Origin of the sequence: Corynebacterium freiburgense (assembly GCF_030408815.1) — a bacterium.
Lineage (GTDB): Bacteria > Actinomycetota > Actinomycetes > Mycobacteriales > Mycobacteriaceae > Corynebacterium > Corynebacterium freiburgense.
In genome coordinates this window covers 1,636,305-1,651,393 of record NZ_CP047355.1, presented here as the reverse complement: position 1 = coordinate 1,651,393, position 15,089 = coordinate 1,636,305, and the positions used below count along the sequence as shown (strand labels likewise).

Genomic DNA, 15,089 nt, shown 5'->3' with positions numbered 1-15,089 from the left:
AAGCAGGGGCGTCGAAAAGAACAATGGAGTGAGAGGATATAATTTCCAGATCACTTCTAATCTGTGGAGGTTGACGGTGTTTATATCTGGCAGGCGTGCGTCACGCAAGCGCGTCGTAGGTATTATTGCGTTACTTTCAACGGTGGGATTATTTGCTGGCTGCTCAACCACCAAGAAAGAACCAGAAGTCGAATTTGGTTATGTTGCGGCAAGTCCGTTGTTAACTTCAAATGCTGGCAGTGATTTGGGCGTATCATCTCGTGCGGAAGCATTGGCGGGCAGGTTATATCCCTCAGTATTTGTCATTGGTCAGCGTGGACAGCTTATTCCAAATGTGGATTTCGCTGTAGCTCAGTCCCTACCAGGGCAAACGAGGCAGGTAGCCTATACAATTTCTAAAACAGCAAAATATTCTGACGGCACCGAAGTTACCTGTGTGGATTTTCTTTTAGCTTATAAGGCCGGGGCAATGCGTGACCTTTTCCAATCCCATATTCCACTTATGGAGCAAGTGGAAAAATTGGAGTGTCGTCCAAATGGCAAACAATTTACCGTGTTTTTTAAAGATCGCTTAGGTGCACGTTGGCGTCACCTCTTTTCTCCAGGCACCGTATTGCCAGCACATGCTATTGCAAAAAAGGCAAATATAAGCTTGGAAGATTTAAAGACTCGGCTTATTGAAAATGATGAGCAAGGGTTACAAGAGGTAGCAAGAATTTGGCGCGACGGATTTAAACTTGATGCTTTTGATTCGGAATTACAAGTAGCTTCGGGACCTTATCGCATTGAGCGCGTGGATAAGGAAGGGGCAGTGCACCTTGTGCGCAATGAACAATTTGTTGGTGATGAAACTAAACTCTCACGGATAACTGTTTGGCCAGATGGAGTTAACACCAAGGAAAAAGCAGATGCAGGACATATCCAAATTGCTGACCTCGTTGGTGTGAGCAATATTGAATGGGTAGATCGAGATAATCCCAAAAATCCGTTTGAAGTTACACCGGTTATCGGGGATTTAAATGAAGTGTTGGTCCTAGGTAATCGGGGAGTGTTGGAGACTAAAGAAGCTCGCCAGGCATTTGCAGCCTGTATTGATCAAAAAGCCGTCGCTGTGGCATCCTCCCATAAAAGTGGTGTACATGTACCACCAATGGGTACCCGATTGACCACTTCCGATGACCCAGTAAATGCCCAAACGATGGCGATTTCAGATGCGCATATTGGGGTAGATATTCCTCGTTCGGAAATGTTGCGTGGGCAGACGATAAGGATTGGGTATCGAGCACCAGACGAGCGTAAACGTGCGATGGTTGAAGCGATAAAACGCTCTTGTGAACCCGCGGGGGTAACCATCCATGATGCGTCAGCTGAAGGGCAGTATCTGCAGGATGTTATGCATGTTGTACGCCGCGGTGAGAGCGAAGAGGTCGAGGGTACGATCGATGCTGTTTTGCTCGCAATCGATCCCATGTTGAACTATGGAATGAGCGACACCACTGGTTCGAATGCTGAGGCGCTTCGCGCAGCTGAGGAGTATTTGTGGGATGAGGTTCCAACGATTCCGCTTTCGCCGCAGCCGCGAACGTTTGTTGTGGATCGGGCCGTGGGCAATGTCGTACTGAATTCTTCCGGTTCTGGCATTGGTTGGAATATGGAACGCTGGCAGGAGAGTGAATAACAATGGCCTATGCCAATGCGAGAGAAGCCCTCGCACATCGAATCCGCTTTGTTGAACATTTCCCAGTGGAAGGCGTGATTTTTGAGGATCTCACTCCGGTGCTTGCCGATGCGGAGGCCTTCCAACTCGTGGTTAATGAGCTAGCTCAGGCGTGTGAACGGCTTGGGGCCGATATGATTGGTGGACTCGATGCACGCGGTTTCCTGCTTGGTTCTGCAGTTGCGTACAAACTTGGTCTTGGTATTTTAGCGGTACGAAAAAAAGGGAAGCTTCCGCCACCGGTACATTCCCAAGAATACGAACTTGAGTACGGCATGGCTGCCCTTGAGGTCCCAGCCTCAGGTATCCCCTTAGAAGGTCGTAAAATTGTGCTTGTCGACGACGTGCTTGCCACCGGCGGCACGTTGGTTGCGGCCCGAAAACTTCTGGAACGCTGTGGAGCCACTGTGATTGGCCACGCGGTGGTATTGGAAGTTGCTGGTTTAGGTGGCCGAGAACGGCTTGCTGGTTTACCGTTGACCGTAATTAACGCCGATAAAGCGTGTTGATTTAAGGGAGCTAGTGCGCGATGAGCTTTGATAGAAAGCCACCTAAGCAACAGGTAAATATGCGAAGCATGTCTGCGCGCCTAGCCCGGAGTCTAACGGGTTCTCGGGTAAAAATAGACCCGGTTTTGGACCCACTGGTAAGTATTCACAAGCAAATTCACCCGAAAGCAGATATTAGTATTCTGCAGCGTGCTTATGACACTGCGGAGCGTCTCCATGAAGGTGTCTTCCGGAAATCAGGAGACCCGTATATTACCCATCCGTTGGCTGTAGCAACCATTGCAGCTGAAATTGGTATGGACACGACTACATTGGTTGCCGCTTTATTGCACGATACCGTCGAAGACACCCAGTATTCTCTAGCGGACTTGGAAGCTGATTTTGGTGCGGAAGTAGCTAGGCTAGTTGATGGCGTAACTAAGCTCGATAAGGTCGCGTTAGGTGCTGCGGCGGAAGCAGAAACAATCCGAAAGATGATTGTGGCCATGAGCCAGGATCCGCGCGTATTGGTGGTAAAAGTTGCCGATCGGCTTCATAATATGCGCACCATGCGTTTTCTTCCTCCCGAAAAGCAAGCTAAAAAAGCTAGGCAAACCCTTGAAGTTATTGCCCCATTGGCTCACCGTTTGGGCATGGCTTCCATTAAATGGGAATTGGAAGATCTTTCTTTTGCGATTCTGTACCCCAAAAAATATGAGGAAATCGTTCGGTTGGTAGCAGATCGAGCGCCGTCACGTGACCGATACCTACAGGAGATTATCGCTAATGTAACCGCCTCAATGAAAGAAAATCATATTCCGGCGGAAGTTATGGGGCGGCCAAAACATTATTGGTCGATCTATCAGAAGATGATTGTCCGCGGTCGAGACTTCGATGAGATTTTCGATCTGGTGGGTATTCGAATTTTGGTTGATAGTGTGCCGAATTGCTATGCGGCAATCGGAACGGTACATTCGCTGTATTCAGCGATGCCGGGTCGATTTAAAGATTATATTTCCGCACCTAGATTCGGCGTGTATCAGTCGCTACATACTACCGTTATGGGGCCTGGTGGTAAGCCTCTTGAAGTGCAAGTTCGAACCCATGAAATGCACTATAACGCTGAATATGGGATTGCCGCGCACTGGCGTTATAAAGAAACTAAGGGTAGCCACAGCGGGGAGCAATCTGAAGTTGACCAAATGGCATGGATGCGCCAGCTACTTGATTGGCAGAAGGAGGCTGCTGATCCAAACGAGTTTTTGGATAGTCTGCGGTATGACTTGACCTCTCGACAGATCTTTGTGTTTACACCCAAAGGCGACGTAATCAATTTGCCTGTCGACGCCACCCCAGTGGACTTCGCCTACGCGGTACATACCGAAGTTGGTCACCGTTGTATTGGCGCGAAAGTCAATGGGAAACTCGTTGCGCTTGAATCCGCCTTGAAGTCCGGTGACCGCGTCGAAGTATTTACCTCGAAAGACCCGTCTGCTGGTCCCAGCAAAGACTGGCAAAAATTTGTTGTTTCACCACGGGCAAAAGCGAAAATCCGGCAGTGGTTTGCTAAAGAACGCCGCGAAGAATCAATTGAATCTGGCCGAGATGCCTTGGCAGCTGAGGTGCAGCGCGGTGGGCTTCCACTTCATAGGTTGTTTACTTCCCAATCAATGAAAGCCGTGGCTGAAGAACTCCACTATACGGATGTGGACGCGCTATACACAGCAATTGGTGCTGGCTCGGTCTCTGCTCAACATGTGGCAAATCGCCTCATGGCTATTTTCGGCGATCAAGATGATGCAACGGATGCTCTGGCAGCTCGGACTCCCTTTAGTGAGCTTAAGGCGCAGCGGCGTCAATCTTCGCCTTCAGACAACACAGGCGTTCTTGTAGAAGGTAGCCCGGATGTAATGGCAAAACTCGCCAAGTGTTGTATGCCAGTTCCAGGCGATACCATCTTTGGCTTTGTTACCCGCGGCGGCGGCGTTTCAGTGCACCGAACAGACTGCACAAATGCAGAAAAGCTACGTGAAGAACCTGAACGGCTTATTGATGTGCAATGGGCAAACCAGGGACATAGTGCTTTCGCTGCAACACTACAGCTAGAAGCACTTGATCGAAATGGATTGCTTTTTGAACTTACTCGGGTAATCAATGAACAAAAGGTTGCGGTAGTAGCAATGAATTCGCATTCTGCAGAAGATCATGTTGCTGTTGCGCGGTTTACCTTCGAGGTATCTGATACTAAGCAACTCGGTTCGCTAATGACACAACTTCGCAATATTGAAGGCGTGTTTGATGTGTATCGAGTCACATCTGGGGGATAATTGAACTCTTGCCCCCGCAGGTTGGATTGTTCTTCGTTTGATAGTGCTTGGGATTTATGGTTGCCATCAAATCTGCCTGATTTTAGTGCAGATAGGCTGATTTTTGAGGCAGTGCACCGCTTTTCCTGCGGTTTGATAGGCCCACCCTATCAAACTGGTGATGTTTTTATGTCGAGTGTCGCAGATTCCATAAAATCGCCTGAAAAAATGGAATTTGTGACAGCAACCCATGTTGCGCACAATCGTTGACCTGGGGTGTGTCGCAGATTCCATTAAAACAGTGAAAAAAATGGAATTCGTGACAGGTTCCCTACCTATCGTGTCGCAGATTCCATAAAATCCGCCGAAAAAATGGAATCTGTGACAACGCGTCTAGCCAGCGCCCAACCAGCACCCGAAAAGATCGGCCAAACCCAATCAAATCCCAGGTAACCAGACGTACACAACCAAACCGCCGGCCATAAACCAAGCCACAAGTCCTACAAACCCACAAACCACGCCAGTCACATTGAATGCTAAAACCCATTTCTGTCAGTCAATTAAAGAGCTGGCAGATGGGGGAGCGCTTCAGAATCCACCCCAATATGCAAAGGTATTTTCGCGTCAGGGATCGGTTTAACGCAGTTTGTTAGGCATGTTTCCTGCCACCCACCCATTATGCGCCACTAAATTTGGGGGCTAGTTCGCCGCTATTTTCTAATGTGCGGGACTTCTCAACAAAATTTCATTGAGGTATATGTATTGTTTTCCCGCACTGGAAATACTATTCAGTAGTGCATTGTAAAAGAAATGTAGCTATAGCGATAATCTCGCACGCAGGTAATCATTATGTAGCTCATTTGCTAAATGCCAGAATTGTATTTTGTGCAAGCTTTAAATCTGCTTCCCCTAACTTGGGGGAGCTAGCAAAAAACCACCCGCTTGCTATAGGGGTGCGGGTGGTTGGCGCTAGTGAATCTTAGGAGCCTGCTGGGGCGCTGGAACCTGCATTCTTAAAGAGCTTATCGAAGTTGCCTTGCAGCTTGGTGATGCTGCCGAAAAGGCGGGCCACAAGCTCAATAGCCTCAACGATTCCCTTTAGGGAGTTGCCACCGTCTTTATCGGTGGTGGAGGAAGAGGCCGTCTCTTCTGCGAAAGCAGCCGGAGGAGCAGTTACAGAGGTGAGGGAAATTGCGGCGGCAGCCACTACAGCAGTGAGGCCCTTACGGGTAAACAGCTTCATGAACAAGCCTTTCTTTTGAGTTTATCGAGCTGTGCTTCAAGGTAGCCGCGTTTCAAAGAAAAATCAAGAAATTTTACGGAAATTGTTGTGCTTCTCTCGGGAGTTTTACGGAAATCGTTCTTTAAATTGTGTACATCTAGTATCAATAAGCTTAGATATGTATTGGGCAATTGTTTGTTTATAAATAAAAAGTCCCCTGACCTGAACTCTTTCTGTGAAGCTATCGAGCTTCTATGATGAGAGGACGTTAAGATAACGATTCAGGATTCAGGGGAGTCTATGTTATCGATCAGTAATGCTATTTGACGGTAGCCGTCTTGATCTTTACTTCTTCGGCTGGTGCTCCATCGGGTGCGCCATCGGCAATGCCTTTTTCGGCAATTGCATCGAGTGTTTTAAGACCTTCATCATTGATCTGGCCAAAGTAGGTGTAGTCCGTTGGTAGTGGGGAGTCTCCATAGTTAAGGAAGAACTGTGACCCGTTGGTGTCTTTGCCTGCGTTTGCCATGGCGATGGTGCCGCGGCCATAGTTTACGGTTGCTGGCTGAGTTGCGGTATCAGTGGGGTGTTCGTTATTAAATTGGAAACCTGGGCCGCCCGCTCCGGTACCGCTTGGGTCACCGCATTGGAGAACGTGAAGGCCGCTATTGGTAAGTCGGTGGCAGATTGTGTCGTCGTAGTATTTTTCTTTGGCTAGGTGTTCGATGGCATTGACGGTGCATGGGGAGACTTCTCGATCGAGAGTCATTCCGATTTTTCCAGCACTGGTATCAAACTCGATGTCCACTTTGCCTTTGGTGGATACGCCTTCGGTTTTTGGCTTGCTTACTTGGCGTGCCGGTTCGCCTGCGTCTTTATAGGTACAGGTCACGCTTTCAGGCAGGGCAGTTGGGCGTTTGGTTGCTACCGGTTCCATGGCTTGCGAAGAACTGGGGCTGCTTGAGCTTGCCGTGGTTGTTTCTTCGCTATCGCTGCGGGTGGTGGCGTACCAAATACCACCTACGATGGCAAGAATTACAATGACTGATGCCGCTACAACTCCAAGCGGTCGCATTTTTTCGGCGCGGTCCCGGGCTTTGAGTTCGCGTTCAAGCTCATGTAGTGCTTTTTGACGCCGTTCCTTATTGCTCACCTTTGTAACATTCCTTATATTTTTTGGGTCGAGCCTTTACTGTCAGCTCATTGTATTGCCGAGGCTATTGTAGCGGTGGGCAACACTCAACCTTTAGTGTGGTCTACATGGAAATTATGGGCTTTGCCGCTGGGCCGTTCAAAACTAATTGCTATTTGATTGCCAATGACGGCCATGTGGTTGTGGTGGATCCAGGAATGCATTCGCTTGATCGCATTGTCGCGATTGTGGAGGAGCGCAATTTACAGGTTGATAAGGTATTACTGACCCACGGGCATATCGATCACACGCGAGACGCGGCGGCGGTGGCGAAGCGCTGGAACGTTCCAGTATGCATTCATGCCGAAGATGCGTTTATGATTACTGATCCACCCACCGGTGTAGCCCCCACCACCGCACTTCTTTTCGACGCCACCAATATGGGGAAAGTACATGATTTGCGGTTTTTCGTTGATAAAGAAGTACTTGATATTGCTGGTGAAGAGTTTATTGTGCGTCATGCTCCGGGGCATTCCCCAGGGTGCGTGATTTTCGTAGGCACAGAGGTTTGTTTTACTGGCGATGTTGTATTTCAAGGATCTATCGGTCGTACGGATCTGATTCATTCTGATCCTGAAGCGATGCAGGAGTCTTTACGCAATGTTGTTTTGTCATTGGATGATGCATTGCACCTTCTTCCTGGGCACGGTCCGGCTACAACGATGCGTGCTGAGCGTATAGGTAATCCGTTTTTACAGAACTTGGCCGTATAATCTTCATTCGTGACCAAATCCAAGAAGAATCCAGTCATTCATGCTCCAAAGGGGGTACCGGATTATATTCCTCCGGTGTCTCCCGAATTTCTTGCGGTGCGAGATGGTTTTACCCATCAGGCGCATTTAGCAGGTTATGAGCATATTGAATTGCCGATCTTTGAGGAGACCACGTTATTCGCACGTGGAGTCGGTGAGTCGACGGACGTCGTTAGTAAAGAAATGTATACCTTTGAGGATCGCGGTGGCCGTTCTGTGACGCTGCGCCCGGAAGGTACGGCCGGTGTCATGCGTGCCGTTATCGAACATGGGCTTGACCGTGGCCAGTTGCCTGTGAAATTGGTATATGCTGGCCCGTGTTTTCGTTATGAACGTCCGCAAGCGGGGCGGTATCGGCAATTGCAACAAGTCGGTGTGGAGGCAATCGGTGTAGATGATCCCGCACTCGACGCTGAGGTTATCGCATTGGCTGATCGGTGTTTTCGATCGATTGGTTTGCAGGGGTACCGGTTAGAGCTCACCAGCCTGGGGGATCACACCTGCCGTCCTGAGTATCGGAAAAAGCTGCAAGAGTTTCTATTCGCGCTACCACTCGATGAGGAAACTCGCCGCCGCGCAGAAATTAATCCATTGCGGATACTCGATGATAAGCGTGAAAGCGTGCGCGAAATGACGGCGGAAGCTCCACTAATGTTGGATTATTTGTCCGCCGAAACTCGAGAACATTTTGAAACCGTGACTGGTTTGCTTGATGACCTTGGTGTTGCCTATGAGATTAATCCTCGCATGGTTCGCGGTCTCGACTATTACACCAAAACTTGTTTCGAATTTGTTCATGATGGTTTGGGTGCGCAATCCGGTATTGGCGGTGGCGGCCGCTATGACGGCCTTATGGCTGAGCTTGGTGGACAGGAACTTTCCGGGATTGGTTTCGGCCTTGGCGTAGATCGCGCTTTGCTTGCATTGCAGACGGAAAAGCTTACGGTTGGTGCAGGTAACCGTGTTGATTTCTATGGTATTGCGCTTGGTGCTGAGGCAAAGCGTGCAATGGTAAAGATTATTCATCAGCTTCGTGTTGCCGGGTTACGTGCTGATATGGCATATGGTGATCGCGGTTTGAAAGGTGCTATGAAGGGCGCCAGCCGAGCTGGTGCACGGTTTGCATTGGTATTGGGCGATCAAGAGCTTGCTTCGCAGAGCATTGCGGTCAAAGATCTTGATGCCCATACTCAACAAGAGGTCACGTTGCACGGGTTGGAGGTTTTCCTTGCCGAGCAGCTTAAAACTCCAGCGCCTGGACCAGCTTAGGTAGTTCAGCTCGATCAATAATTCGTATGGGCGGTTCTTTGTGAGTTCCTCGCGCATTTAAAATAATTGCGCGGGGAAGTAGGCCGGAATGACCGGGATCAGTAAAGTGGTGGATTGCTGTGGCCGCGCTAATATCTAAACGTCCGAAATGCGCGGTGTCCATATCCGTTGCGTAAGGTTCCAGGTCGCTGACGGTGTGAGCGTTAAGGCGGCCATCGTCATCAAGGTCTTCGGCTACCCAGCGGACGATCATATCGGTGGTAAGTAGAAACGTAAATGACTTTCTATACACTGGCAGTGCTGATAGTTCATCGGTGTGCAGTAGGCGAAGAGCTTCCGTAATGGTAGTGGCGGGGGTCAGTACTTGAGGTGTCCGTTCGCCTAAGATTGCCAATGCTGCGGGGGGTTTTGTAATCAGGTCACGGAGTGATTCGATTTCGGTTACGGTTTTTTCAAAAGGCTCGGCAATGGGCTTGCCGTCATTGTAGGCGCCGTGGCTAATAGCATTGCGGAGGTCGGCAAAGGCAAATAAGGCATCGGCCTGCACTTGAGGTATTGCCTGATTCTGCATAGCCATTCGAACTAATGTCCTAAAGCCTTCGGTGTTGCGGGATCCGTAGGTTCGCCGAAGATATTGTTCAATATCATTAAAAGCTGCCAGAAAAGGGGTAGCGCGATTCATAGTCCTAGGGTAACCGCGATGCCTTTGGTATTTGGGTTATGCGAGAATAAGTGACCATGAATCGTGACCAAGTTTCGGCGTTATTGCAGCGCGCCGATATCGTATTAGCCCAGGCAGTTGAGGCGCGGGCGATTTGGCAGGCGCTGCAGCAAACCCCAGTAACGGTTGCGGACCATCCTCGTATTGGTGAGGCGCATGTGCTTATACCGGGTGTGGTGCATTGGCATGAGCCTTACTTGCAAGCGGAAATGGCACGCCACACATATGCAGAAGATACGTTGCTACGGTTTGGGGAAGCTGCCGAGCAAATTTCGGTATTGCGTAGTCAGGCCGAGCAAGCGAATGCGGGTTTCTTTCGGCGAGTCTTGGGGTTGGCAAATATTGAGGTTGGTCTCGCAGCTGCACGACAACTTGAAGTACTTCTTAACGCCCCACAAGTTTCCGCCATACAGCCACTTTTGCTCGCGGCACGTCAAGCCCGAAAATTCACTGAGATACATACAATCGGTCACCCCGAGGAATACACAACGTTTGCAGCCAAAAGCTTGGCCTTAGCACTCGGTCTTGATTCAATACGCCAGGAATATTTAGACCCTGCCCAGGTTGCCCGGCTTCATGCATTGGTGAAAGATCTTTTGGAGCACCCAGATTCCGAGCCGCGGCTTCGCGCTGAGGCAGAGCGGGCTCTCCAGGATGTAACTGACATGCGGGTAGAAGAACTTATGGCCCAATTGCCGGTTGAGACTTTAAAACAAGCAACTCAAGGCCAGCTACGTTTTTCCGGACTGGAGACCATCCAAGTAACTACTGTTGCTGATGTGCTGCGAGTTCCGCTTTCCACCCTGACTTCGGTCAATGGCATTGGTGAGCAGACTGCGCGGCGAATGAAAGGTGCTGCCCAGACACTGCGCTATGAAGCGAAATTGGAACATTCCACGCGGATTGGCGACGTCCCGACCGCTCCGGTTATCCGGCTTGTGCGGGTGCTTGCACGTTTCAGTCAAATGGTAGAGCTCGATGCTGCTGAACGTGCGCGAAAGAAACGAATTATCGAATACGCACAAAGCTTGCCGTCCGCTATGCCAGGACAAGATCCTTGGCTTGTCTGCATGCCCTCCCATGACCAATCCTTTGAGACTTTTGTAGATGATCTTGCATGGGCATTGGCATCGCCAGCGCTATTCCAGCCACACAGTATTACCGATCTTGGTGACGCCGCCTGGGAAGACTACCAACAGCGCCCAGCACATTATCAAGGGCTGTTGCAGGCATTATTGGGCCTGGAAATCGACGTGGATAACGAGCTACTCGATGCCAGTATTATCGACCAAATTCGAAGGTTGCGTTTAGATACCTCACTCCTTCAAGATCTTTTTCTACGTGGGTATCAGTCCTACGGCGCCCGGTTTGCGCTGGTACAGAAAAAGACCATTCTCGGCGATGAAATGGGCCTTGGTAAAACTGTCCAGGCACTAGCGATGCTGGCACATTTGCATGCACAGGGGGTACAACACAGCGTTATTGTCTGCCCGGCAGCACTTGTAGTGAATTGGGTGAGAGAAATTCGAAAGTTTAGCACTATTGCTGTTTATGCTGCGCATGGTGCATTAAAGCAAGAAGCGATGGGGAGCTGGGTATCTGATGGTGGTATTTTGCTATGCACTTATGATGGTGCCCGCACGCTCGAGTTCGCGGTGACTCCACAAGCAATCGTTGCTGATGAAGCACATTTTCTAAAAAATCCGGCAACGCGCAGAAGCCAAGCGGTATCTAAACTTATTTCCCAAGCCGAGTATGCACTGTTGCTTACTGGGACCCCATTAGAAAATAGGGTCGCGGAGTTTTTAACACTGGTCGGCTACCTTCAACCAGAACTAGTGCCACAAACCCAAAAAAGTGCACTTTCGGTTCGGCGTTCTATTGCACCCGCCTATCTGCGCCGAAATCAAAGTGATGTATTAAGTGAACTTCCAGAGCGTCTTGACCAAATTGACTGGGTTGAGTTGAATACGCATGATCAACAGCATTATAAGAATGCTGTTGCCAGTGGAAACTGGATGGAAATTAGGCGTGCGCCGATGTTTACACCGGATATGGAGCCAGCGAAGCTTGAGCGGATTCGTGCCATTGTGGAAACCGCTGGAGAAAACGGCGATCGAATTATTATTTTCTCGTATTTCTTGCCGGTGCTGGAACGCATTGAAGCGGCATTGGGGGAGCGTGTTGTTGGGGTGATTACCGGAAAGGTATCGCCTACAGTGCGCCAAGAATACGTCGATAACTTAGGACGTTCTGATGCCGGGAGTTGTTTGCTTGCACAAATTACGGCGGCTGGTGTGGGTCTAAATATCCAGGCGGCCACAGTTGTGATTTTGGTAGAGCCACAAGTGAAACCAACGATTGAAGACCAAGCGATTGCCCGGGCGCATCGCATGGGGCAAACACGGGTGGTGCAAGTACATCGTCTTATCGCGGACGATACTGCGGACGAGCGACTATTGAACATCCTTGCAGAAAAACGTGCAATTTTTGATTCCTATGCGCGCCCCAGTGAATCTGCACAGGTTGAGGATGCAGTAGATATTTCAGAGGCTCAATTGGCAGCTCAGATTATTGCGGAAGAACGCGCACGCTTGAATATGGATGCGGAACCAACCAGTGAATAATGAGTTAACGAGCGAACTTCGCAAGGTGTCATTCCAATACAAGCTGTTTGAAGGTGTTCCAAAAGCTGGGGTGGTGTGTCTTGGTGAGCTGGCAGATACTGAGGTGGCCCGCGACGTCGCAACGCAATTTCAAACTCATTATCGAGTTGAAAAACTGCGCCATGCTGGTTCGTTAGCGTTTCAGCGCGCCGCGCACCGTATTGTTGGAATTAATATTGCGAACTGGATGCTTACTGGCTGTGTGTTTGAGTTTTCGGATCGGGCTACATGGTTGCATATGGAACATGGAGCCACAACAGCGATTTCTGTAGCTGATATCACAACGCGGAGTATAAGTGCTGCTCAAACCACGGAATATGCTTTCGGTCTTATACAGCCGCTTGTGTATTCATTTCATATAGCGACTGGGGTCGGTGTGGCCAACCTGAAGGGAAATATTGCCGCAACCATTGGTGCTGCAGTTCGAAATGTGGGTCGGAAACACCCGTCGTTGGATAGTACTGCATTGGGGAATACCTTGCTTCGGGCAGACCCAACCTTAGAAAAACTTGGTTGGTTTGAAGAATTGCAATATGGTGACAAACGCGCAACGGTGTTCTACCGCAATTCGTGTTGTCATTGGTATACCACGGGAGCGGAGCACTGTGATTGGTGCACGCATCGAGGTGAGCGGCGACGTCGAAACTTCCTTGCGGACCTACGGGACTCGAAATGACTTGTAGTAGCAATATCGCAAATTGATAACTATTCGGTATTGAGTTGACGCTTTTTCCAGTAACATTTTCGTTTCGCTCTTAATCTAGTGTTTGGCATTTTTCACCTAAAACGAGGAATCACTATGAATGTAGCCCGTGCGATCAAGGCAATGGCAGCAGTGATCGGCTTCGGGGTTTTGCTTTCCCCACCCACCGCAGATGCGGAAATAACTCTGAATCCTACCGTCATAATCCTCGATGCATCGGACTCAATGCAGGAACTCGACGCCGCAGGCGAAACACTTTTTAGCACTACAAAAAACACGCTCAATACATTTTTAGGTCACTTCCCAGCCCAGGCTCCAATGGGGTTGGTCACTTACGGGGCGTCAATAAATTCCGCGGACACCGATTATGGTGAATCCGAACCAGAAGCAGATTGCCAAAACATAACTGTGGTTTCGGATCCACGTGAGCATGTTGTGAGTGATCTTCAGCAACGCACTGAACCACTCGAAGCTGGTGGGCGAGCGGCTATAAGTTCGGCACTACTCAAAGCAAATGAATTCCTTACCGAACCTGGCAAAAAACACATGGTGATTATCGCCCGTGGGGAAAATACTTGTACGCCTCCGCCAGCCTGTGACACTGCAGCACAATTAAAAGGACAGGACCAGCAGCTTTCCATACACACCATTGGGATTGCAGCAACTGAAATGGCGCGCAAAGAACTCCAATGCATTGCAGATACAACTGGTGGGATCTTTGCGGAAGCCTCCGACACCGATTCACTACAAACTGCGCTAGCCAGTGTGGCCAAAGAAAGTGTGCAAAGTAAATACAAATTTCCGCAGCGAACAATACAGCTAGGAAAAGACATTAACGACGCCCCCGAAGTGCCGGTAGGCACGTTGGACAACCCGACCCGAATCTCTGCACAAACACTCACTGAAGCGGAAGAAGAAAACGGTCAAAATATGCTCAAACTCCGAATTCCGGAGGGGCACCGACTACACATTGGATATATTGCCGTACCCATTACGGGAACCGTTCATTTTTTCCGCAGTCCAGGTGGGTTTGTTTTTTCGCCGTCGCTCCAATATGACCACAATGGCACCATGGTGACTTGCAATTCCAGTAATGGCACCAGTCGAAGTAACTTTTTAGATACCGACGCCCCAAAAGCCGGATACCTGGTTAGTGACCTATATGAACCCGGCGACGGCTGCAATACCAATGATGTATACCTTGACCTGCACCTAATGCGATCCAATGAATACAAAGATTCCATTGATATCGATATGACATTCGCTGCGGTGCCAGAACCGGAAGACCTCGGCGATGAATTCCACTCTAAGCCAACCGAAGAACGTAATACGGGTGATATCCAAGCGCTTTCCTCAACCGAAAACGTAGTAGCGGTGCAACCCAATACCCAGCCGGAAGGTGCTGAAGAACTACTGGGCACCACCTATGGAGAAATCTCTCAAGGAGAAACGCATTTCTATTCGGTGCCCGTGGAATGGGGACAAACACTGGATGGGACATTAGAAGTGCTCGAAGATCTAGGTCAAGTCCAACCAGAAGGTGACGGAGAGCATTCCCGCACCTTGGAACTCCAAGTGATCAATGCGCTAGGACAATCCCAGGAGATTATCGGTGGCAGCAATATTGCGCTTGCTGATACTCAACAACCTGTGAACTTTGGTACCCGTTATCCGATTTCCTATGGGAATGTACACGCCGAAGGGGCTAATGCCCGTTCATTTTGGCTAGGCGGCAACCACTATGTGGCATTGAGTTTTACTAATACCGCTGGATCGCTGAATGAAGGCGAACCACAGCCTGCTCGATTAAAGTACCGGCTTACACTAAAACCGCAAGGGGCACCGAAACACGGGCCAAATTTTCAAACAGCGGCACATACTGAAGAAACCGAAACCGCTACGCAAAGAAAGGTAACGGAGGCTGCATCTGAAACTGCAGCACCAATACAAACCACAAGTGTAAACACCACACTAAAAATTGTGGGCGGAAGTGTTGCGGCGGCGGCCGTACTTATAACAGCCACCGCCGTGCTAATAAAAACCCGAAAATAAT

The 15,089-nt window shown here is 49.5% G+C and carries 11 protein-coding genes; 8 read left to right on the top strand and 3 right to left on the bottom strand.

Annotation, left to right across the window (positions count from 1 at the left end):
* Window positions 1-76 precede the first annotated feature (76 nt).
* The 3 genes from CFREI_RS07430 to CFREI_RS07420 are packed head-to-tail and all read left to right on the top strand — an operon-like array spanning window position 77 to window position 4,532.
* Complete coding sequence (locus CFREI_RS07430) at window positions 77-1,678, top strand: ABC transporter substrate-binding protein (RefSeq protein WP_240483199.1); 1,602 nt, start codon at window positions 77-79, stop codon at window positions 1,676-1,678.
* 2 nt (window positions 1,679-1,680) lie between these two features.
* Window positions 1,681-2,226 carry an adenine phosphoribosyltransferase gene (locus tag CFREI_RS07425; protein ID WP_205618445.1) on the top strand — a complete coding sequence of 182 codons (546 nt, stop codon included), beginning with the start codon at window positions 1,681-1,683 and terminating at the stop codon, window positions 2,224-2,226.
* Window positions 2,227-2,246: 20 nt separating this feature from the next.
* Window positions 2,247-4,532 (top strand): RelA/SpoT family protein, encoded by a 2,286-nt coding sequence (locus CFREI_RS07420; protein WP_027012215.1) that lies wholly within the window; start codon window positions 2,247-2,249, stop codon window positions 4,530-4,532.
* 958 nt (window positions 4,533-5,490) lie between these two features.
* On the opposite strand, the gene CFREI_RS07415 is transcribed toward CFREI_RS07420, so the two are convergent.
* Window positions 5,491-5,754 carry a hypothetical protein gene (locus CFREI_RS07415; protein WP_027012216.1) on the bottom strand — a complete coding sequence of 88 codons (264 nt, stop codon included), beginning with the start codon at window positions 5,752-5,754 and terminating at the stop codon, window positions 5,491-5,493.
* A gap of 298 nt (window positions 5,755-6,052) precedes the next feature.
* Window positions 6,053-6,886: a peptidylprolyl isomerase gene (locus tag CFREI_RS07410; RefSeq protein ID WP_035111459.1), complete on the bottom strand. Its 834-nt coding sequence runs from the start codon at window positions 6,884-6,886 to the stop codon at window positions 6,053-6,055.
* A gap of 107 nt (window positions 6,887-6,993) precedes the next feature.
* Between CFREI_RS07410 and CFREI_RS07405 the strand changes: the two genes are divergently transcribed.
* On the top strand, window positions 6,994-7,638 hold the full coding sequence (locus CFREI_RS07405; protein WP_027012218.1) for an MBL fold metallo-hydrolase: 645 nt from the start codon (window positions 6,994-6,996) through the stop codon (window positions 7,636-7,638).
* Window positions 7,639-7,647: 9 nt separating this feature from the next.
* Window positions 7,648-8,946 (top strand): histidine--tRNA ligase, encoded by a 1,299-nt coding sequence (hisS, locus tag CFREI_RS07400; RefSeq protein ID WP_027012219.1) that lies wholly within the window; start codon window positions 7,648-7,650, stop codon window positions 8,944-8,946.
* On the opposite strand, the gene CFREI_RS07395 is transcribed toward hisS, so the two are convergent.
* Window positions 8,918-9,628 (bottom strand): hypothetical protein, encoded by a 711-nt coding sequence (locus tag CFREI_RS07395; RefSeq protein WP_027012220.1) that lies wholly within the window; start codon window positions 9,626-9,628, stop codon window positions 8,918-8,920. The two genes, hisS and CFREI_RS07395, sit on opposite strands and share 29 nt — an antisense overlap.
* A gap of 56 nt (window positions 9,629-9,684) precedes the next feature.
* Here CFREI_RS07395 and CFREI_RS07390 point away from each other — a divergent pair, with 56 nt between their 5' ends.
* From CFREI_RS07390 to CFREI_RS07380, 3 genes are all read left to right on the top strand, one after another.
* Window positions 9,685-12,294 carry a DEAD/DEAH box helicase gene (locus tag CFREI_RS07390; protein WP_027012221.1) on the top strand — a complete coding sequence of 870 codons (2,610 nt, stop codon included), beginning with the start codon at window positions 9,685-9,687 and terminating at the stop codon, window positions 12,292-12,294.
* Window positions 12,287-13,009 (top strand): hypothetical protein, encoded by a 723-nt coding sequence (locus CFREI_RS07385; RefSeq protein ID WP_027012222.1) that lies wholly within the window; start codon window positions 12,287-12,289, stop codon window positions 13,007-13,009. The genes CFREI_RS07390 and CFREI_RS07385 overlap by 8 nt, the downstream gene beginning before the upstream one ends.
* 123 nt (window positions 13,010-13,132) lie before the next feature.
* Window positions 13,133-15,088, top strand: coding sequence for a vWA domain-containing protein (locus CFREI_RS07380; RefSeq protein ID WP_027012223.1), 1,956 nt, complete (start codon window positions 13,133-13,135; stop codon window positions 15,086-15,088).
* Window position 15,089 lies beyond the last annotated feature (1 nt).

Excerpts from the sequence above, each read along its gene's own strand:
- CFREI_RS07425 (WP_205618445.1), top strand. The coding sequence starts at position 1,681 with ATGGCCTATGCCAATGCGAGAGAAGCCCTCGCACATCGAATCCGCTTT.
- CFREI_RS07420 (WP_027012215.1), top strand. The coding sequence starts at position 2,247 with ATGAGCTTTGATAGAAAGCCACCTAAGCAACAGGTAAATATGCGAAGC.
- CFREI_RS07415 (WP_027012216.1), bottom strand. The coding sequence starts at position 5,754 with ATGAAGCTGTTTACCCGTAAGGGCCTCACTGCTGTAGTGGCTGCCGCC.
- CFREI_RS07405 (WP_027012218.1), top strand. The coding sequence starts at position 6,994 with ATGGAAATTATGGGCTTTGCCGCTGGGCCGTTCAAAACTAATTGCTAT.
- CFREI_RS07395 (WP_027012220.1), bottom strand. The coding sequence starts at position 9,628 with ATGAATCGCGCTACCCCTTTTCTGGCAGCTTTTAATGATATTGAACAA.
- CFREI_RS07390 (WP_027012221.1), top strand. The coding sequence starts at position 9,685 with ATGAATCGTGACCAAGTTTCGGCGTTATTGCAGCGCGCCGATATCGTA.
- CFREI_RS07380 (WP_027012223.1), top strand. The coding sequence starts at position 13,133 with ATGAATGTAGCCCGTGCGATCAAGGCAATGGCAGCAGTGATCGGCTTC.